19 protein-coding genes are annotated in these 24,917 nt (G+C 66.4%); 14 read left to right on the plus strand and 5 right to left on the minus strand.

All coding sequences use genetic code 11. The annotated features are described in order from the left end of the window. Positions 1-537: 537 nt before the first annotated feature. Positions 538-3,003, minus strand: a complete 2,466-nt coding sequence (locus VF632_RS18940) for a S9 family peptidase (protein ID WP_331024500.1) — start codon at positions 3,001-3,003, stop codon at positions 538-540. A 175-nt stretch (positions 3,004-3,178) separates the two neighbouring features. On the opposite strand from VF632_RS18940, the gene VF632_RS18945 reads away from it, so the two are divergent. The 8 genes from VF632_RS18945 to VF632_RS18970 all read left to right on the plus strand — a co-directional run bounded on the left by VF632_RS18945 (position 3,179) and on the right by VF632_RS18970 (position 11,872). Continuing rightward, positions 3,179-3,484 carry a hypothetical protein gene (locus VF632_RS18945; RefSeq protein ID WP_331024501.1) on the plus strand — a complete coding sequence of 102 codons (306 nt, stop codon included), beginning with the start codon at positions 3,179-3,181 and terminating at the stop codon, positions 3,482-3,484. Continuing rightward, on the plus strand, positions 3,481-3,759 hold the full coding sequence (locus VF632_RS18950; RefSeq protein ID WP_331024502.1) for a hypothetical protein: 279 nt from the start codon (positions 3,481-3,483) through the stop codon (positions 3,757-3,759). The genes VF632_RS18945 and VF632_RS18950 overlap by 4 nt, the downstream gene beginning before the upstream one ends. Before the next feature lie 935 nt (positions 3,760-4,694). Beyond that, a complete protein-coding gene (locus tag VF632_RS18955; protein WP_331024503.1) occupies positions 4,695-7,229 on the plus strand; it encodes a vitamin B12-dependent ribonucleotide reductase in 2,535 nt (844 codons plus the stop codon). A 67-nt stretch (positions 7,230-7,296) separates the two neighbouring features. Continuing rightward, positions 7,297-8,814: a DMP19 family protein gene (locus VF632_RS18960; RefSeq protein ID WP_331024504.1), complete on the plus strand. Its 1,518-nt coding sequence runs from the start codon at positions 7,297-7,299 to the stop codon at positions 8,812-8,814. Between the two features lie 242 nt (positions 8,815-9,056). Then, positions 9,057-9,269: a KTSC domain-containing protein gene (locus VF632_RS28105; protein WP_349264015.1), complete on the plus strand. Its 213-nt coding sequence runs from the start codon at positions 9,057-9,059 to the stop codon at positions 9,267-9,269. Positions 9,270-9,304: 35 nt separating this feature from the next. Next, positions 9,305-10,213 carry a TIR domain-containing protein gene (locus VF632_RS28290; RefSeq protein ID WP_414682906.1) on the plus strand — a complete coding sequence of 303 codons (909 nt, stop codon included), beginning with the start codon at positions 9,305-9,307 and terminating at the stop codon, positions 10,211-10,213. 5 nt (positions 10,214-10,218) lie between these two features. Further along, positions 10,219-10,911: an adenylate/guanylate cyclase domain-containing protein gene (locus tag VF632_RS18965; RefSeq protein WP_331024546.1), complete on the plus strand. Its 693-nt coding sequence runs from the start codon at positions 10,219-10,221 to the stop codon at positions 10,909-10,911. Between the two features lie 709 nt (positions 10,912-11,620). Then, positions 11,621-11,872, plus strand: a complete 252-nt coding sequence (locus VF632_RS18970) for a hypothetical protein (RefSeq protein WP_331024505.1) — start codon at positions 11,621-11,623, stop codon at positions 11,870-11,872. A gap of 148 nt (positions 11,873-12,020) precedes the next feature. Here VF632_RS18970 and VF632_RS18975 read toward each other — a convergent pair whose 3' ends face one another. The 4 genes from VF632_RS18975 to VF632_RS18990 all read right to left on the minus strand — a co-directional run bounded on the left by VF632_RS18975 (position 12,021) and on the right by VF632_RS18990 (position 16,151). After that, on the minus strand, positions 12,021-12,377 hold the full coding sequence (locus VF632_RS18975) for a hypothetical protein (protein ID WP_331024506.1): 357 nt from the start codon (positions 12,375-12,377) through the stop codon (positions 12,021-12,023). A gap of 154 nt (positions 12,378-12,531) precedes the next feature. After that, the gene (locus VF632_RS18980; RefSeq protein WP_331024507.1) at positions 12,532-13,350 is read right to left on the minus strand and encodes a hypothetical protein; all 819 of its coding nucleotides are present in this window, start codon (positions 13,348-13,350) and stop codon (positions 12,532-12,534) included. Further along, positions 13,351-14,700, minus strand: a complete 1,350-nt coding sequence (locus VF632_RS18985; RefSeq protein ID WP_331024508.1) for a hypothetical protein — start codon at positions 14,698-14,700, stop codon at positions 13,351-13,353. It abuts the gene before it with no gap. Continuing rightward, positions 14,697-16,151 (minus strand): hypothetical protein, encoded by a 1,455-nt coding sequence (locus tag VF632_RS18990; RefSeq protein ID WP_331024509.1) that lies wholly within the window; start codon positions 16,149-16,151, stop codon positions 14,697-14,699. The genes VF632_RS18985 and VF632_RS18990 overlap by 4 nt, the downstream gene beginning before the upstream one ends. 456 nt (positions 16,152-16,607) lie before the next feature. Here VF632_RS18990 and VF632_RS18995 point away from each other — a divergent pair, with 456 nt between their 5' ends. The 6 genes from VF632_RS18995 to VF632_RS19020 all read left to right on the plus strand — a co-directional run bounded on the left by VF632_RS18995 (position 16,608) and on the right by VF632_RS19020 (position 24,869). After that, a complete protein-coding gene (locus tag VF632_RS18995; protein ID WP_331024510.1) occupies positions 16,608-16,979 on the plus strand; it encodes a hypothetical protein in 372 nt (123 codons plus the stop codon). 261 nt (positions 16,980-17,240) lie between these two features. Further along, entirely contained in the window at positions 17,241-18,821 is a 1,581-nt protein-coding gene (locus tag VF632_RS19000; protein WP_331024511.1) for an Ig-like domain-containing protein, read from the plus strand. Positions 18,822-19,171: 350 nt separating this feature from the next. Next, positions 19,172-19,561: a hypothetical protein gene (locus VF632_RS19005; RefSeq protein ID WP_331024512.1), complete on the plus strand. Its 390-nt coding sequence runs from the start codon at positions 19,172-19,174 to the stop codon at positions 19,559-19,561. A 214-nt stretch (positions 19,562-19,775) separates the two neighbouring features. Continuing rightward, a complete protein-coding gene (locus VF632_RS19010) occupies positions 19,776-20,162 on the plus strand; it encodes a hypothetical protein (RefSeq protein ID WP_331024513.1) in 387 nt (128 codons plus the stop codon). A gap of 867 nt (positions 20,163-21,029) precedes the next feature. Then, positions 21,030-22,082, plus strand: a complete 1,053-nt coding sequence (locus VF632_RS19015; RefSeq protein WP_331024514.1) for an MBL fold metallo-hydrolase — start codon at positions 21,030-21,032, stop codon at positions 22,080-22,082. A gap of 300 nt (positions 22,083-22,382) precedes the next feature. Beyond that, positions 22,383-24,869, plus strand: a complete 2,487-nt coding sequence (locus VF632_RS19020; protein ID WP_331024515.1) for a patatin-like phospholipase family protein — start codon at positions 22,383-22,385, stop codon at positions 24,867-24,869. The last annotated feature ends 48 nt before the right edge of the window (positions 24,870-24,917 follow it).

The raw sequence follows: 24,917 nt of genomic DNA on the forward strand, positions 1-24,917 counted from the left end.
CACCGCACCGGCCCGCGGGGATGAGGCGCGTCGAGGCGAGCCCCGGTGCTCTGGCGGGCGCCCCCCATCCCCAGCCCTTCCCCCGCAAACCCCGCGGGGGAAGGGAGCCAGTCCGGTGCCATCCGGCCGGTACCATCCGGGTGAGGGCTCGACTGCCACGGCTCACACGGAATTAGCTCCTCTCCCCCGTGCAGTTTACGGGGGAGAGGTTGGGAGAGGGGGGCGGCCGCGGACGCGCCGGCTCCTCCTGGGGCGACTGAAGTCGCGGCAACGACGGCCCGAAGTCCGCCTTCGCGGACTGCATGCGAAGTCGTGCGCGCAGGGCCAGCCGAAGCGCAATCGAATTCTCCCCTCTCCGCATGCGCAGCATGCGGGGAGGGGCCGGGGGAGGGGCCTCCCGAGGCATGCGCCGAAGCGGGTCGAAACGCCAGGAAAAACGATGGCGGCGGACCGAACCAGTCCGCCGCCATCGCATCCCCTCACGCACTCACGCACTCACGCACTCACGCACTCACGCACTCACGCACTCGCTGCCCCTCACCGCGAGGCCGGCGTCGCCGTCGCCCCCCGCGGCTCGGCGCGCTTCACGTACCGGTCCAGCCAGTTGATGGTCTCGGCGATGGTGTGCAGCGTGCTTTCGCGGGCGCGGTAGCCGTGCGCCTCCAGCGGCAGCACCACGTAGCGAACCGTGGCGCCGTGCCCCTTGAGCGCGGCGTAGAAGCGCTCGCTCTGGATGGGAAAGGTGCCGCTGTTGTCGTCGTTGGCGCCGTGGATCAGCAGGATGGGCTCGTTCACCTTGTTGGCGTAGGTGAACGGGCTCATCCGCGTGTACGTGTCCGTAGCCTCCCAGTACGTGCGCTGCTCCGCCTGGAATCCGAAGGGCGTCAGCGTGCGGTTGTAGGCGCCCGACCGCGCGATGCCGGCGCGGAACAGGTCGCTGTGCGCCAGCAGGTTGGCCGTCATGAAGGCCCCGTACGAGTGCCCGCCGATGGCGATGCGCTCGCGGTCGGCCACGCCCAGCTCCACCACCTTGTCCACCGCCGCCTGCGCGCTGGCCACCAGCTGCTCCAGGTACGTGTCGTTGGGCTCGGCCTGGCCCTCGCCCACGATGGGCATGGACGGGTTGTCGAGCACCGCGTACCCGGCCAGCAGCACGAAGAGGTGGCTGATGCCCCCCGGGCGCGAAAAGCGGTTGGGCGAGTCCTGCACCTGCCCCGCCGACGCCGCGTCGCGGAACTCCGCGGGGTACGCCCACATCAGCAGGGGCAGCCGGCCGTCGCGCCGCGCGTCGTAGCCGGGCGGCAGGTACAGCGTGCCGCTCAGCTTTACCCCGTCGGCGCGGGTGTAGGTGACCAGCTGCCGCTGGATGCCGGCCAGCTGCGGCGCGGGATCCGGAAAGTTGGTCACCGCCCGCGCGCGCCCGTTCGGCAGCGTGCGCACGAAGTAGTTGGGCGGCTCCGTCAGGCTTTCGCGCCGGGTGAGCACCTGGCTTCCATCCGGCCGCAGCACGGCGACGACGGACTCGAAGTACGGGTCCGCCGCCCGCCACAGCCGCCGGCTCTGCCCCGTCCCCACGTCCATCACGTCCAGGAACGGGTAGTCGCCGCGCTCCGAGGCGCCCGCCGACGTAAGGAAGATGCCGCGCCCGTCGGCCGTGAACTGCATCACCGTGTGCCCGCTGGGGGTCACCGTGAACAGGGGCGAGCCGGGATCGCCGTAGCGGTCCTGGTAGCCGCGGTCTACGAGAAGGCGCGGCGCGGTGGCCGGGGCCGAGGGGTTGATGGCGTAGCGGCGCTCCCACCGCGTGTTCCACCAGCGCGAGGTGGCGATGGCCAGGTCCGGCCGCCCCCACCAGATGCCGGCGAAGCGGTGCTCCAGGTCCATGATGCGCGTGGGCTGGGCCGTGAACGGCGCATCGAGCGCGAACACCCGGTCGCGCACCGCCGCCTGCCGCCGCGGATCGCCCCCGTCCTGCGCCTCGGCCCACACCAGCGTGGCCGGCGCGTCGGACCGCCACTCCACGCTGCGCGGGCCCACGGGCACCGCGTCGAACGAGGAGGGCAGGTCGTCGGTCAGCGGGATGTCGGCCACCAGCTTCACCTGGCGCCCCGACATGTCCCACACCGCCGTCTCCGTGGGAAAGTTGGACGCGGGTACGATGTAGCTGAAGGGGCGCTTCACGCGGCGCACCAGCAGGAATCGTCCGTCGGGCGAGGGGCCGAAGCCGAAGAAGATCCCCGGCTGCCCCACGTCGGCCGGGGCGCCGCCCGCCACCGGAACGCGGCTGAGCTGCGCGGTGAAGTAGTACTCGAACAGCCGCTCGTCGGATGGGTTCTGCAGCAGGTCCTGGTAGGTGCGCACCGGCGCCGTGCGCCCGGCGTTCTCCTGCACGATGGGCGCGCCGGGCACCTCGGACGCGCGCGGCGGCTCGCCGCGGGTGGGCACCACGCGCGCCACGATCAGCCCCGAGTTGTCGGGAAGCCAGCGGAAGGGCGAGCCGATGGTGGCGTTCAGCTCGGCGCCCATCAGCCGGCGCGCCTGGCCGGTGGCCACCTCGGCCACCCACAGCTCAAGCCCGTTGCCCACCACGTTCACGAACGCCAGCGACCGCCCATCCGGCGACCACTGGGGATAGGAAACGCGCGCCCCCGCCGGAAGCTGCACGGCGCGCGAGCGTCCCGTCGCCAGGTCCTGAAAGGTGATGCCGGTGCTGTACGACGCGCGGGTGGCGCTGATGCCGTTGGTGCGCGGGCTGATGCGGAAGCCGCCCAACCGCAGCTCCGGCTCGGCCATGGTGGCGATGCTGGGCAGCCCTTCGCGGCCCAGCAGCGCCAGCGTCTGCCGGTCGCGCCCCACTAGCACCGCGGGCGTAGGCTGCGCATCGATGATGGCCGGGATGGGGGCGGGCGGCATTAGGTAGCCGTCCTGCGCGGCCGCGGGCGCCGCGAAGGCGGCCACGGCGGCGGCCAGCGCGAGGGGCCGCCGGAGGAGAGTGGGTTTCATCGGGCACTTCGGGGCACGGGGCACGCCGGGCCGCCCCGGAAACGGGGCGGCGCTGGAACGAACGTCCAGCCAATCTGCGGAGATACCCGCCGGTGCGAAAGGCCGTCCGTGGGCGCCCGTCCGGCATGGAACGTGAAAGGCAGGGCAGGCTCAACCCGACCCGAGGAGAGACGCCATGGCAGGCAAGCGACCCGACCAGCACAACATCGACCCGCGCGAAGCGGGCGCGACCGACTACAAGACCCTGCCCCAGGTGGGCCACGGCCAGGGGGCGCAGGACGAGACCACCGCGGCCGACAAGCACGCGATGGCGCAGCAGGCCGCCTCGTCGGGCATTCCGTTCAACCCGGCGCACCCGGCGCCCTCGGTGCACGCGCGCGCCGGCCGCCCCGTGGGCGAGGACAGCGACGTGGCGGAAGAGGGCAAGGAGCGCGAGGCGCGCGGCAACACCGACCCGCGCGACGAGGGAGTCGGCGCATGACCACGGAGCGGACGGCCGGCCCAGGCCCGCGCAAGGAGATCGGCGGCGCAGCCCACTCGCAGGTGCACCCGCCCCACGTGACGGAGAACGATCGGGGCGCGCAGGTGCAGGGTTCCATGCAGTCGCCGACGCCGGTGCCCGCGCTGCCGGCCAACGCGCACGGCCAGGACGTCGTTCCGCCCACCGCCGGCGCCGACTACATCGACGACGAGAGCATGTACGAAAAGCGTCCGGCCGAGGACAAGAACCACCACCCGGCCGACGACATGCCCTGACGGGAGCGTCGCGAACCGGGCCTGGCGCTCTCCGGGGCGTCAGGCCACTCGTTGGATGGGGGCCAGGACGGCGTTGCCGGTCTGGCCCCTTTCACGCGGGGGACTGACGGGGGCCTCCGAATGGGGTATCTTCCGCGTCTCTCCGTGGGCGCCCCCGGCCCTGCTGGGGCGACTGAAGTCGCGGCAACGAGGGCCCAAAGTCCGCCTTCGCGGACTGCCCTCCCCCGGCCGCGCCGACACGCGTCCACCCTCTCCCACAAACAGCGTGGGAGAGGGGGTACACTTCGGGGCTTGGGTGCGCGGAGGCGGGGCCCGGCGCGTCCGCGGCCGCCCCCCATCCCCAGCCCTTCCCCCGCAAACTGCGCGGGGGAAGGGAGCCAGTCGAGTGCGGGGGGCCAGCCAAAGCGCGCTCGAATTCTCCCTCTCCCCTGCGAAGCGGGGGAGAGGGCCGGGGAGAGGGGGCTCCCGCGGCATGCGAGGCACCCTGTCGAACCCCGGCTCGAAGTTGCTCCCCTCTCCTGGCGCAGTTTGCCGGGGGAGGGGCCGGGGGAGGGGCCCGCCGCCGCATGCGAGGCACCCTGTCGAACCCGGCTCGAAGTTGCCCCCCTCTCCCGGCGCAGTTTGCCGGGGGAGGGGCCGGGGGAGGGGGAACCCCGTCCGCATCGTAAACCTGTTCGTCCAGCCCTTCCGCGATCGCCCGCACCCCGCCTTGATCATCGCCCCAAACACCTGCCGCTGACGCCCGCGGTACACACTTTGCCAGCGCAAACAAACCCCTTGACCCACTAGATGTAGGGGTGTATCCTCTGACACACGCTAGATGTGGTGTCGCACGGGTCTGGTGACCGGCCCGTCCGGAGTCACGTCCAAAGCCCTTGAAGTAGCTCGTGTTCGCCGCCATCGACCACCGCCAACGCAGCCCAGGAGTGCCACGAATGACCCCTCCCTCCGCCGCCCCCACCGCCCCGGGCATCGACCTGCCCCTCGCCGACCTGTCCGACAACGCGCGCATCGTCCTGGCCAAGCGCTACCTGCGCAAGGACGACAACGGCAAGCCCGTCGAGGAGCCGGAGGAGATGTTCTGGCGCGTGGCGCACACCATCGCCAGCGCCGACGCCCGCTACGGCGCCGGCACCGAGCAGGTGAACGCGCTCGCCCGCGAGTTCTACCTGCTGATGACGCGCCGCCTGTTCGAGCCCAACTCGCCCACGCTCATGAACGCCGGCCGCCCGCTCGGCCAGCTGAGCGCCTGCTTCGTGCTGCCCGTGGACGATTCGCTCAGCAACGGCCAGAGCGGCGTGTACGACACCCTGCGCTCCATGGCCATGGTGCACCAGTCCGGCGGCGGCACCGGCTTCTCGTTCAGCCGCATCCGCCCCACGGGCGACATCGTCCGCAGCACCACGGGCGTGGCCAGCGGGCCCATCAGCTTCATGTCGCTGTACGATGCGTCCACCGAGGTGGTGAAGCAGGGCGGCACGCGCCGCGGCGCCAACATGGGCATCCTGCGCGTGGACCATCCCAACGTCGAAGAGTTCATCGACTGCAAGCAGGACATCACCAAGATCACCAACTTCAACATCTCCGTCGCCATCACCGACGCCTTCATGCGCGCGGTGGACAAGGGCGAGGAGTACGACCTGGTGAACCCGCGCACGGGCGAGCTCGCCGGCAAGAAGGACGCGCGGCAGATCTTCGACAAGATCGTCCAGAATGCGTGGCGCACCGGCGAGCCGGGGGTGTTCTTCATCGACCGGGCGAACTTCTACAACCCGGTGCCGCACCTGGGCGCGTACGAGGCCACCAACCCCTGCGGCGAGCAGCCCCTGCTGCCGTACGACGTGTGCAACCTGGGCTCGGTGAACGTGGGCGCCTTCGTGCGCGACGACGTGCCCGCCACCGCCGACTGGTACGAGCGCATCGACTGGAAGGAGTATCGCCGGGTGACGCGCCTGGCCACGCACTTCCTGGACAACGTCATCGACGCCAACCAGTACCCGCTGCCCGAAATCACCGACCTGGCCAACCGCATCCGCCGCATCGGGCTGGGCGTCATGGGCTTCGCCGACCTGCTGGTGCGCCTGGGCATCCCCTACAACAGCCCCGACGGCGTGGAAGTGGGCCGGCGGGTGATGGAGTTCCTGGACGAGGAGAGCAAGAAGGCGTCTGAGACGCTGGCCGAAAAGCGCGGCGCCTTCCCCGAGTGGGAAAAGAGCATCTGGGGGCCGGACGAGACGGCCGCGCGCGCGCCCAACGGCGAGCGCATCCGCCCCGTGCGCAAGCTGCGCAACTGCAACGTGACGACGGTGGCGCCCACGGGCACCATCTCCATCTTCGCCGGCTGCTCGTCGGGCATCGAGCCGCTGTTCGCCGTGGCCTTCATGCGCAACCAGGCCGGCTCGCTGATGCCCGACGTCAACGAGGATTTCGTCAAGGCGGCCAAGGACGGCGGCTGGTACAGCGCCGAGCTGATGGAGCGCATCGCCCGCGAGGGGCACATCCACTTCGCCGAGGTGCCCGAGTCGGTGCAGCGCGCGTTCTCCACCGCGCACGACATCACCCCCGAGTGGCACGTGCGGATGCAGGCGGCCTTCCAGGAGCACTGCGACAGCGCCATCAGCAAGACGACCAACTTCCCCAACGAGGCCACGGTCGAGGACGTCCGCAAGATCTACGAGCTGGCGTTCGCGCTGGGCACCAAGGGCGTGACGGTGTACCGCGACGGCTCCCGCGACGGGCAGGTGCTGTCGACGGGCGCCACGAAGACGCCGGCGCAGCAGGCCGAGGAAGTGGCCAAGGCGGCCGAGATCGGCGCGAAGGCGGCGGAGCAGGCCGAGCGCATCGCCAAGCTGGAGCGCGAGATGGCGCGCCTGCGCGGCGAGCTGAGCCAGGCCGAGCAGGTGGCCACCCAGGCGCGCCGGCACAAGCGCAAGCGGCCCAACGTGCTCAAGGGCACCACGCGCAAGATGAACTCGCCGCTGGGCGACGTGTTCGTCACCATCAACGAGGACCGCGAGGGGCACGAGTTCGAGGTGTTCGCCACGCTGGGCAAGGCGGGCTCGGTCGCCATGGCCGACGTGGAGGCCATCGGCCGGCTGATCTCGCTGGCGCTGCGCTTCGGCATCCCCGTGACGGACGTGTACAGCCAGCTCCGCGGCATCAGCTCCGACCGCGCGGTGGGCTTCGGCGAGAACAAGGTGCTCTCGGTGCCCGATGCCATCGCCCAGGCGCTGGGGCTTCACCAGCGCGAAAAGGCGGGGATCCAGCAGGAGTTGATTCCCGAGGTGGTGGGCGGGGCCACGGAGGTGGTGACGCTTCCCGAGACGCTGGAGCAGCCGCAGCTGTCGCTGATGAACTACGCGTCCGAGGCCGAGACCTTCATGGGCACCTGCCCCGACTGCAGCAGCCAGCTGGAGTTCGCCGAAGGCTGCAAGAAGTGCCACGCCTGCGGCTACTCGGAGTGCGGGTGATCGCGGGATAGCGGCTGGCCCGGGCTGGCGAAGGCCAGCCCGGGCCAATTTTACAAGCAGGACTGACGTGGCGCTTTTTCGCAAAAACGAACCTTTCCAGGGCCTCCTGGCGCCCGAGATCTGGGTCACCCCGGCGGAGCTCCGTTCCCGACACCCCGACACCATGCTCTTCGCGGTAGTCGGCTTTTGCAGCTGGTGCATGGGCGAGGCGTGGCTGATCAGGGAGGAGGTTCAGCCCGATGCGTGGCTGATCTTCGATACGAGCACCTACATTTCGGAGGTCAGAAACGGCGGGCACGGCCAGTACGCTGGCAATACCGGGATGAGGCCGGAGGTGCTGGACGCGGTTGAGGCGGGGCTCGAAAGGCTGGGCATGAGCGAGCTTCACGCCATCTTCCGGCGGTTCAGGGACGCTCTCGACGCCGATCCGGCCCTGAAGCGGAAGACCATGGAGGGCTATGGGTTCGGCGACATCCCGGATGTGATCAACGATCTCGACGACGCCTTTTACAAGTCGGAGGATCCGAAGCGGTTTTACCCCCGGGCGGAGAGCTGGCTGAAGGAGGCGCCCACCGTCGTTGCGCTTACCCCGCGCCAGATCCGGGCTCGGCAGGCGGCGATCGTGGCAAGCAACAAGCGGCTGCACCAGCGCCGCGCCGCGGCGTTGCGGCGATCGCGGCCATCGCCCCGGGAGGTCGTGGTCGGCGCCGTCCTTCGGCTGTGGGACCTGACCGGCCTCCAGCGGCCCGGCGAAGACGTGCTGGATTACGCCAGGCGCCAGATCGCAGGGCGGCCGAATTGGGGGCGGGAGGTCACCGAGGCACTGGCGGCGCTGGTGCCGCCGTTCTATCCGGCGGTCCAGGACGGGGATCATGAAAAGGTGGACGAGATCCTCTCTGCCTATCGTGAGATCCACGCGCGCTTTCGGATCGAAAAGACGTCCCGATGGCCCGGCGACATCCGGTTCTACGCCAACCGGCTGCAATATGCCGGCGAGCGGCTCGGCCGGGTGGACCTGCTCGAGCGGGCGGCCGAAGCCTGGAACCACGCCATCGTGGCCGGACCGTCGGACTACGATTACGACCCGGGCGGAGCCTGGCGCTCGCTGGGCCAGACGCGGGTCGAGCTCGGGCGGCTCGACGAGCGGCACGTGCCCGCCGTCCGGAACGCGTTCGATGCGTTCGATAGCGCCATCGAGATCGACTTGAACGATCCGAGGAGAAGCGCAACCTCCGGCTATCCGGCGGCCGACCTGTTGAGCCGGGCGGAGGCGCATCTCGTCCTTGCGACGAAGCAGGACCGTGCCGGGCATCTCCAGGCCGCCAGGAAGGCGATCGCCGAGGCTTGCCCGCTGATGCGGCGTTCGGCGCGCGGCCAGCTGAGGGCGGTCCATGCCGAGCTGCTGACGCTGCTGCCGCCGGCCGACGTCCCCGCCCGCGACCGAGCTCGCGCCGTCAAGCGCCTCGACAAAGAGATCGCCTGGGAGCTGGAGGAGGACGGCGGCCCCCGCGCCAATCCGATGCGCCTCAAGCGCCTCCGCCGGATGCGCGCGGCGCTCGCGGGCGATCCCGAACCGCCGGACTGAGCGCGGCAACGCCAAGCGAGACGCTGGAGCCGCGGCAGCTGTCGCTGATGAACCACGTGGCCGAGCCGAGACCTTCATCGGCACCTGCCACGACTGCAGCAGGCAGATGGAGTGCGCCGAACGCTGCAAGAAGTGCCACGCCTGCGGGTATTCCGAGTGCGGGTGAGGGGGATGATGATGGAGGCCCGTGGTTATGCTGAGCCGCGGGCCCATTGCAGAAACTGTGATGTGGAGGGTGTCTGATGAACTACGTTGCCGTGACCTCGTCGAACATCGCGGCGATTGGGTACGATGAGCACCGCGGGGTGTTGGGAGTGAGATTCAGAGCGGGGCGCGAGTACTGGTATTCGGGCGTTTCGCGCTCTGTTTACCAAAGTTTCCTGGGCGCCGGTTCGAAAGGGCGTTATTTCGAGACGTTCGTTAAACGGCTATATGGTTGCGTCAGAGTGGGATAGGCACAACTAACATACTCGCCTCCGCACCGAGTGGAATGCTATCTCGTTTTGAAGGTCCTGCGGGTTTTGCCCGTCTGGTGGATGCCCTCCGCCGTCAGCGACTCGTGCACAGTGACACTGCCATCGCTGAGCAGTTCGCCCGGACGGGTACGCTACGCTTCTTTGCCGCTGGGGCCCATGTCGTCTCCGAGGATGGTGACGACAACTCCGTGTTCTTTCTCCTCACGGGCGCGGGGTCCATACGGGTTCGCGGACGCGAGGTCGCCCTCCGGCGGGCAGGCGAGCACGTGGGTGAGATGGCTGCGATCGATCCCGCGGCACCGCGGTCTGCATCGGTAATTGCGGTTGAGCCGACTGTTGCCTTGGAGCTAAGTGACGTGCAGTTCCTGCACGTCGCGGATGCGAACCCGAGAGTATGGCATGCGGTGGCGACTACGCTCGCTGAACGGCTGCGCGAGAGAGATCAATACGTTCGGCCACGGAGAGGGCCCTCCGGTCTGTTTATTGGATGCTCCGTGGAGGCTCTTCCCATTGCGCGGGCCGTGCAGGTAGAACTGGACCATGACCCAGTCATCGTAACAACCTGGACAAATGCGGTGTTTGGGGCGTCCCAAACAGCCTTGGACTCACTTGAGGCGCAATTGGTTCAAACCGACTTTGCCGTCGTAGTCCTGTCTCCGGACGATACGATCTCGAGTCGTGGCCGTCGCCGTGCTGGTCCTCGCGACAACGTGATCTTCGAACTCGGCTTATTCGCCGGAGCCTTGGGCCGTGGTAGGACGTTTATGCTGATCGAGCGCGGTGCTGATCTGAAGCTTCCGTCTGATCTTGTTGGGATTACACCAATTACCTACAAACCGGGCGGTTCGGATACACTATCCGCTCGGATTGCCCCGGCCTGCGAGGAAATCAGGCGGGCAATCCTGTCACTCGGACCCCGTTGATCACGATGCCGCTTCACGAAGATCTTGCCTCAACCGTAGCGCAGACGTTCAAGTCTCAATGGAGCGTGCGAAATGGTACCACCGTGCCCATTCCCGAGCGGCTCGCTCTTGGCAATGACGCGGTGCAACTCGAAGCAACTGTGCTTTACGCGGATTTGTCGGATTCAACCGGGTTGGTTGATTCCTATGAGCCGCAGTTTGCGGCAGAAGTTTACAAGACATATCTGCACTGCGCCGCGAAAATCATTAAGGAACGGGGAGGGGAGATCACCGCCTACGATGGTGATCGCATCATGGCGGTTTTCTTGGGAGAGCGTAAGAATTCTTCGGCAGCGTGGGCAGCCTTCCAAATCAATTATGCGCGGCTCCATATCATTATGCCCGCGCTAACAGCGCAATATCCTAAAGCCACTTACGAACTGCGTCACACGATCGGGATTGACACAAGTTCTTTGTTTGTGGCTCGTGAGGGTGTCCGTGGCGCTAATGATCTCGTGTGGGTTGGGAAAGCCGCAAACCATGCGGCAAAACTATGCTCATTGTCGTCGGACACGCCTCTCTGGATCACCGGTGATGTCTACGCAAGACTCAGGGACGACCTGAAAACTACCAACGGCCAATCCATGTGGGAGAAGCGACGGTGGACACAGATGAGCGACAGGACAGTCTATTGCTCGACATGGTGGTGGAAGGTTTAGGTTGTGCTCAGATGTAAGCACGACTGTTTGGAAGCTTGACGAACCAGACGATTCCCATAGTCGGGTGCCAGCGGGAACCACACAACCAGCGTGGTGGCACAGCGCGGCCCGTGCGACTGTAGGAGTTTCGTGAAAAGTAACATACTACGGAAATTCTCCGGTGCGTGCCCAACCCAGCTCACCGTCAACCCGGGTCTGCTTCGGTAAACGCCAACTCAGCCGACGAATAGCAGGTTGGGCGGAAGCTAAACTGGCCGCGCGACCGCACGCTTAGATGCGAGAGCGCGCCAACTGCGTGACGGGGCTCGGCAGCCGCAACTCTGGAGTTGCGACTGCCGTTCGTTCAGCGAGAGAGCCTGCGGACCACCTCCCGCGCCCCCCGCCTGTAGACGGTTAGGCAAACCAACTCACCCGCCGCATCCCGGACCTCCCAGAATCGGCTTTTGTCCTGCTTCTGGATCGAGTAGCCGGCCTGCTGCTCCAGCGTGGACCTCGGCGGGACCGTGTGCTCCACAACCATAGTGGCTCCAATCCTCTTGACCCGTGCCGCCCGGCAGGGCTACCGTTGTCGGTGGGCGGCCTTCGGGTCGTTCGTGTGAGGCTGGTCGGTTCTTCTTGGCGGGAGAGCGGCCAGCCTTCTTTTCGCCCTGCGTGGAAATAACCTAGTACCGCACGGGGGATTTGTCAATAACCACGTACCAGTCCGGCGATGGACTTCAAAGAGGCGACAGACGTGCTCTGGGGCACGCAGCCCGTGACCGCGGCGGACATGGCCGAGCGGCTCGGGAAGGACCCGCACACGATTCGCCGCGCGCGGATGAGCGGGCCGAACGCGCGCTCGGCGCCGAAGGGGTGGGAGGCGGTGGTGGCGGACCTGGCGGAGAAGCATGCGGACGAGCTGGAACGGCGCGTCCTGATGCTGCGCCGGCTCACTGTGGAACTCCGGACGGAGGACAGGTAGCGCTCGGCGCGCGTTTGCGTGCAGATGCATCGTGCTGCGATCGCCGGGCGAAGGCGGCCAATCACCAACGTCATGCGAAAGAGGCCCTGCCCGGATTGGGCGGGGCCTCTGTGCGCGCGGTCGGATGTATCCGCCTGCCGGCCGGAGCTCAGTCGCGCGTCTGCTGGGCGGGAAGGAGGATCTCCAGTGCGCGGTGCCTACCGACCCCCTGCACCTCCCGCGGCTCCACCGCCGCGAGCCTGCGCAGCACGGTAGCGGCCCAGGCCAGGTTCCGTACGGGTTCCGTGGCCGTCAATCTAAGCACCTGCGGGTCGCCCGTCGGTTCGTCACCCCGCGCCTTGCGGATCGTAAGGAGACCTACCACCGCCTCGGAAAGAACTTCGGGAGTCGCGTTCTCGGCTCGCAGCAGGATCACGTCCGCGGCCGTGCTGCCGGGACGCCGCAGGAGGACGGCGTTCGCACCGCCGTAGCCCATGTTGGACACCAGCACGATGGTAGCCGGCACGCTGCGCTCAATCCTGGCAGCAGCCCCGGGGGGAGCCTGGGCCCGGAGATCCTCGCAGACGCCGAAACCTCCGACCAGGAGCGCCGCGGCAAACGCGGCGCTGCGAAACAGCTGGGACAACTTCATGAGAGCCTCTTTTCCATGAGGGGACAATTCAGTTGGAATAGCACGTCGTCTCATACTCGTATCCCTCGAATTCCCAGTAGCTGCCGTTCCACACCTCTACTCTGTACGTCGTCGTCTGGCACCAGCTGCCCCCGCTTGAAGCCGCGGAACCATCGCCACCAGACCCACTGCCGCCATCGCTTGGACCGGAGCCACCCTCCTCACCCGGCGGGGGCGAATCCTCGTCCTCCTCTTTCGGACAGGAGGGCTGAGTAGCGGCCGCTTGCGCGAAGCCGGGGCTGGCGGTCTGGTTGATGGTACCCCAGGCACCAGCCCAATACGTCGTCCGTGCAGATTGGAGTACGTCAAAATTAGCGGTATGGTCGCAGCTCGATCCGACGGTGTATTGAAACGGCTGGCCTTTGATCTGTGCTTGTGGGAAGATAGTCGCCTGAGGGAATTCTTCTGAAGGGCTTGCTACATGACTGGTGCCATGCAAGATGCCGAGCGTGAGCTTCATCACACCGCGATTGCCATACCATTCGCTACTGCCGTAACCCTCGGCGATTTTGTTGTTCCACTGCACCCGGGCTCGGACGCTCTTTACGTACGGCGTGTAATTGTCGGGAACTTGGGATTCATTCTCAAAATACGGGAGTTCCTGGCCGTCATCCGTGATGATCGTGGCCTGATGATTTGGTCCCGTCGACGGTGCCGGAATCCTGCCCGGCTGCGTTATGTCCGCGCATCCAACCGCGGCGGTTGCGGTACACACCGCAACCATGATTCGTCTCCAACGGTGTTTCATCCCGGGCTCCTGGTGGGATTGTGGTGGTGCACCCTGCGCGTCACGATGCAGCAGATCCATTCAGGATGGGGTCCGAGGACACTCCACCCGTACGTGGATCAAAAGTGAGAACAGGGTGGTTCGCTCGCGGTCCATCGCGGGTCCCGAGATCAGAATCTCGGACGGGCCAGTCTGGCCCGCCGCGAACGACGCGTCGTACGGTGAAGGAATGCTCCCCAGCAGCACCGCGGTGCCGGCTGAATCCCGAGCGAACCGGATGTCGCGCCCGGGCGAGCCCGGCGGCGCGTGCTCGGAAACCCAGAGATTCACGCCCTGCGAGAGCGGAAGGAACCACACCTTCGTGAACGGGTGAAGGGCCGGATCCAGAACGACGATGGGACCGTCACCCTTCTGAATGCTTCCATGCATCACGTGCGCTTCGGAGCGTGAAGAACCCTCCGGTCCGGGGACCTCGGCCCACCACGTGAGGACGGGTCCGGCCGGCGAGTCGTCGAACCAGGCACGCCGCACCTCGGAGCGGCTGCTGGACACGGCCCTGTGCAGGATGCGCCACGTGGGCTGGCGCACCCAGAGGAGGATGGAGCTGCCGTCCTGGCGCAGGCGCAGATCCGCCTGCTGCGACGCCACCACGAGCCCCAGGTCGTCGGAGTACGCCAGGTCCGGCACGGCGTAGCCGCTGCGTACGATCTCATACGTCCAGTGCCCGTCGATCTTCTCGTACACGATGAAGGCGCCGGTGCCGTTCGCGGCCCTGTGCGGCAGTGCCCACGCGATGCCCTTGTCCGTGGCGATCAGTCTCGAGCCGCCCCTCGCCCTGATCGGTGTGCCCTCGTCCGGCGCGGGAAACGGCAGCCGCTCGAGCACCGTCCACCGCTGCCCATCCAGAACGCCGTGCCACAAGGCCACCGTGCTGTCGCGGAGCGTATCCCGCGGAGCGACTTCGGCGAATACCACCGCCCATGTTCCATCGGGACGGGCAACCGCCCTGATGCCTTCGGTCAGGTGCAGAGGAATGGGAGAGGTGACTACTCGGGCGGGCCCGGACGGTGGGAGCACGGCTCCGAAAACGCTGTCCTTCGCGAGTTGCTGCCACTTTCCCTCGGCGCTCTGCCGAAGCATGAGGTTGTAGCTGCCCGCCAGGAGCATTTCGCCCCGGCTGGAACGGCTCATCATTTCCGGGTAGATGTAGAGCTGCCGGCCCTCCGTATCCATCAACCGCTCGCGAGCTACTTCGTGAACCACACAGCGGCCGGCGGCGGACCCATGCCCCGTGTGCCCATCGGTGCGGCCCTGAAGCGCGCTCGGGGGTGCCGAGTGAACCGCGCCGCAGGCCTGGAGCAGCGTGGCCAGGATGACGACGGCGGTGGCCTGCGCGAGGCGCGGAAGGTGGCTGCCAGCACTCGCCCTCATGCCTGCCCCGGTGGGTCGCGGACGATTTCCGAGATGGTCGGCAACGGGAGCCCTGGACGGAACGCGGATCGGGAGGGATGCAGCAGATCCATCCAGGACGAGGTCCGAGGACACTCCACCCGTACACGGATCAAAAGCGAGAACAGGGTGGTCCGCTCGCGGTCCATCGCAAGGCCCGAGATCAGAATCTCGGACGGGCCAGTCTGGGCGGCCCCAAAAAACGCCTCGTACGGTGAAGGAATGCTGCCCAGCAGCACCGTGGTGCCCGCGGAATCCCGAGCGAACCGGATGTCGCGCCCGGGCCCGCCGGGCGGCGCGTGCTCGGAGATCCAGAGATTCACGCCGTGCGAGAGCGGAAGAAACCATACCTTGCTGAACGGGTGAACGGCCGGATCCAGAACGACGATGGGCCCGTCGCCCTTCTGAATGCTTCCATGCATCACGTGTGCTTCGAAGCGTGAAGAACCCTCCGGTCCGCGGACCTCGGCCCTCCACGTGAGGACGGGGCCCGCCGGCGAGTCGTCGAACCAGGCACGCCGTACCTCGGAGCGGCTGCTGGACACGGCCCTGTGCAGGATGCGCCAGGTGGGCTGGCGCACCCAGAGGACGATGGAACTGCCGTCCTCGCGCAGGCGCCGATCCGCCTGGTGCGACGCCACCACGAGCCCCAGGTCGTCGGAGTACGCCAGGTCCGGCGTGGCGTAGCCGCTGTGTATGATCTCGTAAGCCCAGCGCCCGCCGATCTTCTCGTACACGATGAAGGCGCCGGTGCCGTTCGCCGCCCTGTGCGGCAGTGCCCACGCGAGGCCCTCGCCCGTGGCGATCAGTCTCGAGCCGCTCCTCGCGTAGACCGGTGTGCCCTCGTCCGGTGTGGGGAACGGCAGCCGCTCGAGCACCGTCCACCGCTGCCCATCCAGAACGCCGTGCCACAAGGCCACCGTGCTGTCGCGAAGCGTGTCCTGAGGAGCGACCTCGGCGAATACCACCACCCATGTTCCGTCGGGTCGGGCAACCGCCCTGATGCCTTCGGTCAGGTGCAGAGGAATGGGAGAGATGACTACCCGGGCGCCCCCGGACGGTGGGAGCACGGCTCCGAAAACGCTGTCCTTCGCGAACGGCTGCCACTTTCCCTCGACGTTCTGAATGAGATTGTAGCTGCCCGCCAGGAGCATTTCGCCCCGGCTGGAACGGCTCATCACTTCCGGGTAGATGTAGAGTTGCCGGCCCTCCGCATCCAGCAACCGCTCGCGAGAAATTTCCTGAACCACACATCGGCCGGCGGCGGACTCATGCCCCGTGTGCCCATGGGTGCGGCTCTGAACCGCGCCGCAGGCCTGGAGCAGCGTGGACAGGACGAGGACGGCGGTGACCTGCGCGAGGCGCGGAAGATGGCGACCGGCAGCACCGGCCCTCATGCCTGCCCCGGTGGGACGCAGACGAACGATTCGCAAACGAGAGCCTTCCGAAAGGGCCGCGTCACGGCGCGAGAATGTTCCCCCGGTCGGCCTGCGTTGGGCCGCTGGATGGGCGCGAGTCGTGCGGGGCCTCTCTTCGACGCGAGCGGACACTGCCCTCAACAGGGGCTTTTGTTTGGGCGCAAAAGGCGCGCCAGGGCCGCGTGGGGATCGGGCTTGGCAGGCGCGCGGACCAACTCGGAATCGCGCCACTTCGTGCTCATATCGAGCACGTCTGAAAGACCGTTTCGGTGTCGCAGTTCGGCGCGGCGGATGAGCGGGCCGAACGCGCGCTCGGCACCGGAGGAGTGGGAGGCGGTGGTGGCGGACCTGGCGGAGAGCACGCGGACGAGCTGGAGCGGCATGTAGAACGGCTGCGAGTCTTGGCCGCTGAGCTACGTAGTCGCGCATCGCCGTGAGGCGCCGAACACCTTTGTGCGCTCGAGGCCGGTTGTGAAAAATCTGCTGTGGATCGACTGCATCGCAGGCGCGCTCGCCGGAGTGCTGGTGCTGTTGTTCAGTGGGTGGCTCAGCAGCCTGCACGCGTTGCCGCGAGAACTCCTGCTGGCGAACGGCGCGATGAACCTGCTCTACGCATCGTTCTCCTTCAGCCTCGCCGTGCGGGCGAGACGGCCGCGGTCATTGATCAACGTGCTGGTATTCGCGAATCTCTCCTGGGCGATCGTGTGCCTGTGCCTGGTTACGGTTTTCGCCGGGTCGGCGACCGCGTTCGGCATTGGGCACCTGGTGGGAGAGGCGGTTTTCGTCGGAGGGCTGGCGGGACTGGAGTGGAGGTGGCGCGACCAGCTCCTCGCGGCGGCATGAGGCACCCCCGGACTGCCGCCCGCACTCTCCCGTGCGCGCGCACGCGATACGCTGATCCCCGCGATCGATCCCCCCGAGGTCGAGTCCGGCGTTGCCGACCGGGCATGTTCCCATTACGCTTCCATCCACTCACCGCCACCTGTCCCGGTAGTCCGTTCCATGATCCGAGCATTGCGTCCCGTACTCGCCGTCGCCTGTGCCCTCGCCTCCGTGGCCCTGAGCGGTTGCGAAAACCCATCGGGGGCTGACTCCGTCGAGAGCGTGCGGGTTGCCCCCGACACCGCCTACGTGCGGATCAACACCGCGCAGCGGCTGGAGGCGACCGCCCTGGGCAGGCGCGGCCCGGTACGGAAGGCCCCGCTCACCTGGACGAGCGCCGACAGCACCATCGCCAGTGTTTCGGCGGAGGGAGTGGTGACGGCCAGGAAGTACGGAGTGACGACGGTTACGGCGGCGGCGGGTGCGGTTTCGGGAAGCGCAACGGTGTGGGTAACCGGCACCCCGGGTGCGCACATCGCTTCGGGCGACGCAGTCGAGGACACGATCGGCGCCATCCTGCTGGCACCGCTGGTGGTGGAAGTGCGCGACTCGTTGGGAGTGGCCATGGTGGGCCGGGAGGTCGTCTTTTCCGCGGTCCCCGGCTCCGCCTCGTACCCCCGCGAACCGATGACGATCGGGCTCGTTCCCGCGGGCGGTTTCGGCCTCGCGCAGCGGGTCGTGACCGACGCCGAGGGACGGGCGGCCGCGCGGGTGCGGATGGCCACGCAAGCCGGACCCGCGGCCATCACGGTCCGGGTAGACGGCACCGTCTACGCCGGTACCGCGCACTACGCGGTTCGGCCCGGTGCTCCCGCCCGCGTGCGGCTTGCGCCGCGCGATACGGTGTTCTTCGCCGGGCGCCAGGTGGCGCTGCGCACCTCGGTGATGGACCGCATGGGACATCCCATCGCGGCGCCGGTGGCGTACTCCGCCGCCGGGGGGGCAGTCACCGTGAACGCGGCTACCGGCGTGGTCACCTCCAGCGCGTTCGGAACGTCGTTCGTCGTGGCCCGCGCGGGCCAGGGCGTCGACAGCGTTCGCGTGTCGGCAGCGCCCGAGGGCGCGCTGGTAGCCGCCACCCCGGACGGAATCGTACTGATGAACTTCGACGGCACGGGACGCCGGGTGCTCGGCCCCGGAACGCATCCGGCGTGGGCGCCGTCGGGCGACGCCGTGGTGTACACCGGGAGCACCGGGCGGCTGGTGACCCAGGGCCTTTCCGGGGCACCGGCTCCGCTCGCCAGCCTCGTGGTGGGGGCCTGGCCACAGTACAGCCGCGACGGCACCTGGATCTACTACCAGGACTACGGCCCGATGCGCGCCCGCGCCGATGGCGGGCGATTCGAGGGGTTCGGGCCTGGGAGCGGCTCCGGCCACCCGTCTCCCTCACCCGACGGATCGAAGGTCGTTCACTACCAGGAATCCGGGCTGGGGGCGAACATCCGCATCTTCGACCTGGTTACGAAGCAGCACTCGCCCGTGCTGGCCGCGGGCCACGCCCCCACGTGGTCACCCACGGGCGACCTGATCGCGTTCAACGAGGTGCGCCCGGAACTGCCCGACGCTCTCCGGTTGGGGGGGCTGATGGTGATCCGGCCCGATGGCACGGGGCTGCGCCGCATCGCGCCCACGCAGGGGTACTACTACTTCTCGCCGCGCTGGTCGCCGGATGGCCGGTGGGTGATCGCCAGCGGCCGTTCCGCGGTGCACCTGGTGCACGTGGAGACCGGGATGATCATCCCCCTGCCGTTCTTTGACTACGTATACGGGGTGGACTGGCGGCCGGGGCCGCTGCTGCCGTGATCCGTGCGGGGTACGATGAAGATTTCGTGAACGCAAGTTCTCCTTGCCGCAACTGGTCGCGATGCGATGAAGGCGCACGTGCACTACAATGCGACGCGCTCAGCAGGACGGCCGGCAAGAACCCGCCACGATTCGCCGCGCGCCGATGAGCGGGCCGAACGCGCGCTCGGCCCCGAAGGGGTGGGAGGCGGTGGTGGCGGACCTGGCGGAGAAGCACGCGGACGAGCTGGAGGGGCGGGTTGGGCAATTTCGGGCTCTCGCTGCAGCCTCCGCAGCAGGTAAGCGCGAAGACGAACCGCAACCTTGTGCGCGGAGTCGGACGGTTCCACATCCGGCTGACAGCATGACCAATGGCGAAGCTGCTCAAGGCACTTGGCGGGATGTTCCTGGTGGTGACCTGTGTCGTCGTCGTGAGTGTGGCACAGCGGAATCTGATGCACGCCGAAGCGCATGGCACCGTGCCGGTCGAGCGCCTCGCCGAGCGCGGAAGTGAGCTCGAGAAGTCGGTCACGAAAGCGGTGATCGACTCGTTGGCTGTGGGGCCGTACCCGCCCGAATGGGACTGGTATGCCCGCCGCGACGTTTCCACCGATGGCGACACCATCCGGTTCCGAATCTACCGCACTGAAGACGCGCGCCTGCTCGGCCGAATTCTCCGCCCCAAGCCCATCTATGCGGGCGGCGCCACGTACGTCATCTCGCAGCGACGGCTCCGCGGGCGGGCCATCGGAGTCCGATGAACTCCCCATCGATGCAGCCCATCCCATATCGTTCGAGATCCTCGTTCTTTCCGGCTATCGAGCGTTGGATATAGCCGGGGCATGAACTCGCCCTTCTGCAGCCTTGGCTTCCGGCGCCCGACATGATGTCTCGAAACCGGGGATGGGTCGTTTTTGAACTGTGCGGCCCGAACAGGGCACGCGCAGGACACGAACCAATACGGAGAGACTAACGATGCGCATGATCGCCCTGGCCCTGCTCACCCTCTCCCTTGCATCGGCCGCATGTGGCCGGGACCTCGCGACGACCGCCGAGGTGACCGCATCTCAGGTCCAGGTACGCCGGACGGATGACGGCATTCGCCTGATCAACAGCACCGATCGCCCCGTCGCCTTCGCCGTGTGGAACACCGGGTGGCTTGCGGCGTTTGCACCCTGCACGGATACGGGGCCAGACTGCTCGCGGCTAGCTCCGGGCGCCAGCGTCGTCGTTCCCCGATCGCAGGTCGCTGGCAGCAGCCCTGAAATGGAGGAAGTGATCGTCCGCTGGTGGCACGTGGTCCCGGACGGCGCGGGTGGATACCGGGCGGAGACGGTCCACGAGGTCCGTGTCCCGTCCTGAGCCGCGCGTCAGATCCGTCACCGCCGATCGCGCGACGCGTTGACGCCCTGGGCAGAGTGGACCGGAGCCGCGGAACATCGACCCGCACACGATTCGCCGCGCGCGGATGAGCGGGCCGAACGCGCGCTCGGCACCGAAAGGGTGGGAAGCGGGTGACGGACCTGGCGGAGAAGCACGGAGACGAGCTGGAGCGGCGTGTGAAGCCACTACGGCAGATCTCGCGTGCGCTCCGCCGGTAGGACGGTGCTGGCTCGCAGCGGGTAACAACGAGTGACGATTTTTCTTGTATTTGCTTGGCGGGAGCATTTAATTAGAAGGATCCGCACGCTTCGATCCCGGATTGTGGTTGAGCACTCACAGCCTACCGGAGGGACACTCACCGGGTTCTGCACAATACCACCATCCCTTGGCGGCAGGGCTCTTCTATCAAGCCAAGGACCGATCGGGGCCGAAGGCGTCGTGCACGTCCCACCGTTTACGTTCTTCGGTGGACAACGCCACGGCCGCAGCTCGTGGACAACTCGCAATAATCCTCCGGCAACGTGCGCGAGCGTGCTCGGGGTGCTCGCCCGGCGCGCGCAGCGCTCGGCCCCGATCCGCGGGGCGGAATGCTTCTCTCCGCCTCGGACAACACGTTCGCCTCAGTCTCAGGTTATCAGCTAGTCGAGTAGGCCCATTCTACTCTACTGCGCAACGAGATGCTGCGGGAAGGAATGGAGTTGGACCTACAGCATCTGCATCCGCTCTTTCCCCGCGGTGCAGTTCGGGGGGAGCATCACGGGCCCAAGTCCCGGACAGCGGAAGTCCCCTTACCGCGGTCGGTTCATCCCACCGCGAGTCGTTCCCCGCCTTGACAAGAACCTCATAATGCGAAGACCCCTGCTCTGGCTTGTCTTTGGTGCCTCGTCTGTTGCCGTCGCGGGATGCGCGTTGGTGCTGCGACCCTCCCACGCGATCGGGGATTACAAAGATTATCTCATCAACGATATACGACCTATCAGGAATGGAACGATCAGGGTCACGTTCCTTGGGACCTCGACCCTGCTCCTGGAGGACGACAGCACGAAGCTCCTGATAGACGGATTTATCAGCCGGCCACCCCTGCGGCATGTACTCATCCGCGGCCTCAGGACCAACACCGCGGTTGTTGACACTGTCTTGAACCGGCTGGGAGCGCGCCGCGTTGACGCCCTGTTCACGGTGCATTCGCACTACGATCACGCGCTCGACGCAGCGTACATCGCCAGGACCAGACATGCGCTACTGTACGGATCCGAGTCTACGAGAATGGTGGGCTTGGGGGGGAGAGTAGATCCTGGGAGAATCAAAGTATTCGTAGAGGGGGAGCCGGCAACGGTAGGTGAGTTCCGGGTCACGCCTTTCCGCTCCACTCATTCCACGCAAAGCTGGCCGGTCAGTTTTCTCGGCCAAATCACTGACCCGCTTCGGCAGCCGGCGCATGTGTCGCAGTACCGGGAGGGCGGCTCGTTCGACCTGCTCATCCAGCACCGGAATCACACGATCCTAATAAAGCCGAGTCCGTTCCTGGATAGCCTGCCAACGGGTCTGAGAGCCGATGTCGTCTTTCTCGGCATCGGGACACTGGGAAAGCGCGATACCAACTTCAAGCATGCCTACTACGAGCGATGGGTACGCGGAGTAGGAGCCAGACACGTGATCCCGATCCACTGGGACGATTTCTTTGCCCCGCTCTCGGACGACTTGCCTGCGGCACCGTGGGTCGTTGACACCAAACCACGGGCCGCGTTCGATTACCTCATCGGCTGCACGCAAAAAGACAGAATTGGGTTCCAGATCCTGCAGGGCTTTGGGAGCATTCTTCTCTTTTCACCTGACGGGCCGCCGACCCGGCCCCCGGCGCGCCCGCCCGTTCTCCACCCCCGGTGCCCGCGTGGATGATGTGCGCCTGGTTTTACAAGGACGGGTCGACTCAAAGATCCAACGATGTACGGCCCCACGGCGTCGTACCAGACATAGGCCCGGGCGGGACCTCCGGCCAGCGCAGGAGTCGAAAGTCGCTTCCCGAGAGCGTGGCTTTCGATCCTACCTCAAGGTCCGCGGGTGACGCACCCAGAAATGTCCCTGTTCCTAAGGGCTGGCGAAGATCCTCGCTCCGCGCTCGGAGGACCCGCGTAGACGATGCGCATGTAGCGGCTGGCACGCTGCGTTGATTGAACCCTTTGGCCTGGAGTGCACATCATGACCTTCGTCGGACGTCGCTTTCTGCTGATTCCCGCCATCGCAGGCCTGCTCGGCTGCATGGCGAACCCATTGCTGTCGCAACCTGAGCAAGACAGTGTTCCGGTCCTTGTGAGCGTAAGCGGGGGAATCAGTCTTGGTGCGTATGAGGCAGGGCTGAACTGGGCCTTGGTGGAGTTTCTCCGGGCCTCCAAGCACCCGGACTTCAGACGTTCGGTCGGACTCGGCAACAGCTTCTTCTATCTGGGAACAGCAACCGGGGCTTCCGCAGGAAACGTGAACGGCCTGCTGTCAGCCGTGGAAGCGTGCGCCGGCACCGCTCGCGAGCCGGAGCAAAGCCTGTTCTGGAGAATGTGGGTCCATACGGGGATCGAGCAGTTGATGAACGAGCAACTCAACGATGATCGAAACCGAGCGCTCTTTCACCGAGACTTCTTGAATGGACCCGTATTCGGCAGTGTTGTGAAGCAGATGAATCAGCCGGGCTCGGGCAATTGTGACATCCCGGTTGGCCTATCGCTGACCCGAGTGGTTCCGGACAGCGTTGTCCTGGATCCAGATAGTGCGATTTGGATTCCGACCCAGCGTTTCGTAGCCGCATACCGGGTACGAAGAGCAGCGGACGGCCGCCTTCAGTTTATACAGCCTCATCCCGGGTTGCACGCAGACATCTCCGCCGGAGAGCTCGTAATCGCGCCGGCCGACGGCGAAAGGCGGATCAGCGGCGACTCTATCCTCAAGTTTGTCTCCGCATCGGGAGCGTTTCCGTTCGCATTTGAGCCGGTAGTGCTGACATATCTGGATCGCGATTCACTCAATGCGGATTGGGAATGCAGGAGTGGGTCAGAATGTAAGCTGGAAGCCACATTCGTGGACGGGGGCGCATTCGACAACAACCCCCTAGCGCTCGCACTCTCGTTGTTTCTATCAATCCCGGGGACAGACTCGATGGACGAGCGAGTTCGGCTGGTCTATATCGATGCCTCGCTTACGCGAGACAGCTTACACACCCTCTCTGCGGGTGACCAAAGAGCCGTGCCAGCACCGCGCGGTTTGGCGGGAGTCCTCGACGTCGCCCTTCCGCTGATTACCAGCGCACGAAAGTACGAGTTGCATTCACTTTCCCGTTCTCTCGCGCAGCTTGGCCCGACAGGACACGTGCAGCGGAACTGGTTGCGAGCCACAAGTCGCTCGCAACCCATCTTCGGTGAGCATCTTGGGGCTTTTGGCGCGTTTCTGGGTAGCCCACTACGGGAGTATGATTTTTACGCCGGAATGTATGACGGCCTCCGCTTCGCAGCGCAAGACCTACTCTGTGCAGGGCGGGCAGATACAGCGCAAGATCGCGCCTGCATCGCCGAACGCACGCGAGATTTGCTTCGCTCGCCTCATATTCCCGTTGGCCGGGTGGCTCCCCGGGCGCTATGGCATTTCTTCCGGGACGAGTACCCGAATGCCGCCGCGGATGATCCGGCCACGCTCGTTGTCGACACCCTATCGCCGGGTGTGACCGAAGAGCACGCGGTCTTAACACGCGCGCGTATCTTGGATGCGCTACTTACAGCAAACCACCGGGTCCGATACGAGTCGCGCTGGAGCGATACCTCATGCGCAAGATACCGTTGGCAGGAGCGATTGACCTGCATAGGTGGCTTCGCCGAAGTACTCAGAATCGCTGCAACGCCGGAAGTCCGGAAAGAGGTCGCTTTATGGACGCGCGAGCCAGCCTGTAGCTGGGCACGATCAGCGACTGCACCGGAATCGTGTCCAGTCGATGGCACTTTCCAACGGTTGCTAGTCAATCCCGAGGAATTCACGGTGGAACTAACCGATCGCGTCGTTCACCAGCTCTGGCGAGTGGAAGATGCGCTCGGGTGGGACACCGCCACGGCAAGGTACTCCCGGGAGAACCTCATTGAATGGGGGGAGATGCTTTATCGGGGGGTAGGCCCGCGGCGAGCGGTGACGTTTGGTTGGCGGCGAGGGTGGGATCTTGACCCGTCGTCCATCCAGACTCTCACCGAGCACAAGGGTCGGCGCCTGATGCAGTTCCCTGTCCCTTATGGATTAAGCTGGGCAGATGGTAACGGGGTTGAACTGTCGTACCGTCCCACGCTGTACCCGTCCCGCCAAATGAGAGTGCTCTCGGTGATTCTGCCGGCGAGCGTCACCGCACGCAGCGGAGGGACCTACGATCTCAGCGGAGGGCTCGGTATCCGTCTGACTCCGGAAACGCTGTCTCCGTGGGTTTCGAGCATCGAGGCTGCTTGGCAACCGCTTCACAGCTTCGATCCGGGCGAGCGTGCTCACGGTTCGCTCCAAACAGGCACACTCACACTCCAGCTCATTGCGGACCGACTCCGACTCGGCATCCGGTACCTTGATGATCCGGATCCAGCATTCAACGGCGGACACCGCGTCTGGTACTCACTCGGAATCGCGGATTTCAACGGGCTGATGTACTGGATGAGACGGACGCAAAACTGACCCTCAGGTTGAGTTCCCGCGTTCGCGAATCAGGGTCGTGGTCGATTG

The organism is Longimicrobium sp. (assembly GCF_036388275.1).
Taxonomy (GTDB): Bacteria; Gemmatimonadota; Gemmatimonadetes; order Longimicrobiales; family Longimicrobiaceae; genus Longimicrobium.

Excerpts from the sequence above, each read along its gene's own strand:
- VF632_RS18940 (WP_331024500.1), bottom strand. The coding sequence starts at position 3,003 with ATGAAACCCACTCTCCTCCGGCGGCCCCTCGCGCTGGCCGCCGCCGTG.
- VF632_RS18945 (WP_331024501.1), top strand. The coding sequence starts at position 3,179 with ATGGCAGGCAAGCGACCCGACCAGCACAACATCGACCCGCGCGAAGCG.
- VF632_RS18950 (WP_331024502.1), top strand. The coding sequence starts at position 3,481 with ATGACCACGGAGCGGACGGCCGGCCCAGGCCCGCGCAAGGAGATCGGC.
- VF632_RS18955 (WP_331024503.1), top strand. The coding sequence starts at position 4,695 with ATGACCCCTCCCTCCGCCGCCCCCACCGCCCCGGGCATCGACCTGCCC.
- VF632_RS28105 (WP_349264015.1), top strand. The coding sequence starts at position 9,057 with ATGAACTACGTTGCCGTGACCTCGTCGAACATCGCGGCGATTGGGTAC.
- VF632_RS28290 (WP_414682906.1), top strand. The coding sequence starts at position 9,305 with ATGCTATCTCGTTTTGAAGGTCCTGCGGGTTTTGCCCGTCTGGTGGAT.
- VF632_RS18965 (WP_331024546.1), top strand. The coding sequence starts at position 10,219 with ATGCCGCTTCACGAAGATCTTGCCTCAACCGTAGCGCAGACGTTCAAG.
- VF632_RS18970 (WP_331024505.1), top strand. The coding sequence starts at position 11,621 with ATGGACTTCAAAGAGGCGACAGACGTGCTCTGGGGCACGCAGCCCGTG.
- VF632_RS18980 (WP_331024507.1), bottom strand. The coding sequence starts at position 13,350 with ATGGATCTGCTGCATCGTGACGCGCAGGGTGCACCACCACAATCCCAC.
- VF632_RS18985 (WP_331024508.1), bottom strand. The coding sequence starts at position 14,700 with ATGAGGGCGAGTGCTGGCAGCCACCTTCCGCGCCTCGCGCAGGCCACC.
- VF632_RS19005 (WP_331024512.1), top strand. The coding sequence starts at position 19,172 with ATGGCGAAGCTGCTCAAGGCACTTGGCGGGATGTTCCTGGTGGTGACC.
- VF632_RS19010 (WP_331024513.1), top strand. The coding sequence starts at position 19,776 with ATGCGCATGATCGCCCTGGCCCTGCTCACCCTCTCCCTTGCATCGGCC.
- VF632_RS19015 (WP_331024514.1), top strand. The coding sequence starts at position 21,030 with ATGCGAAGACCCCTGCTCTGGCTTGTCTTTGGTGCCTCGTCTGTTGCC.
- VF632_RS19020 (WP_331024515.1), top strand. The coding sequence starts at position 22,383 with ATGACCTTCGTCGGACGTCGCTTTCTGCTGATTCCCGCCATCGCAGGC.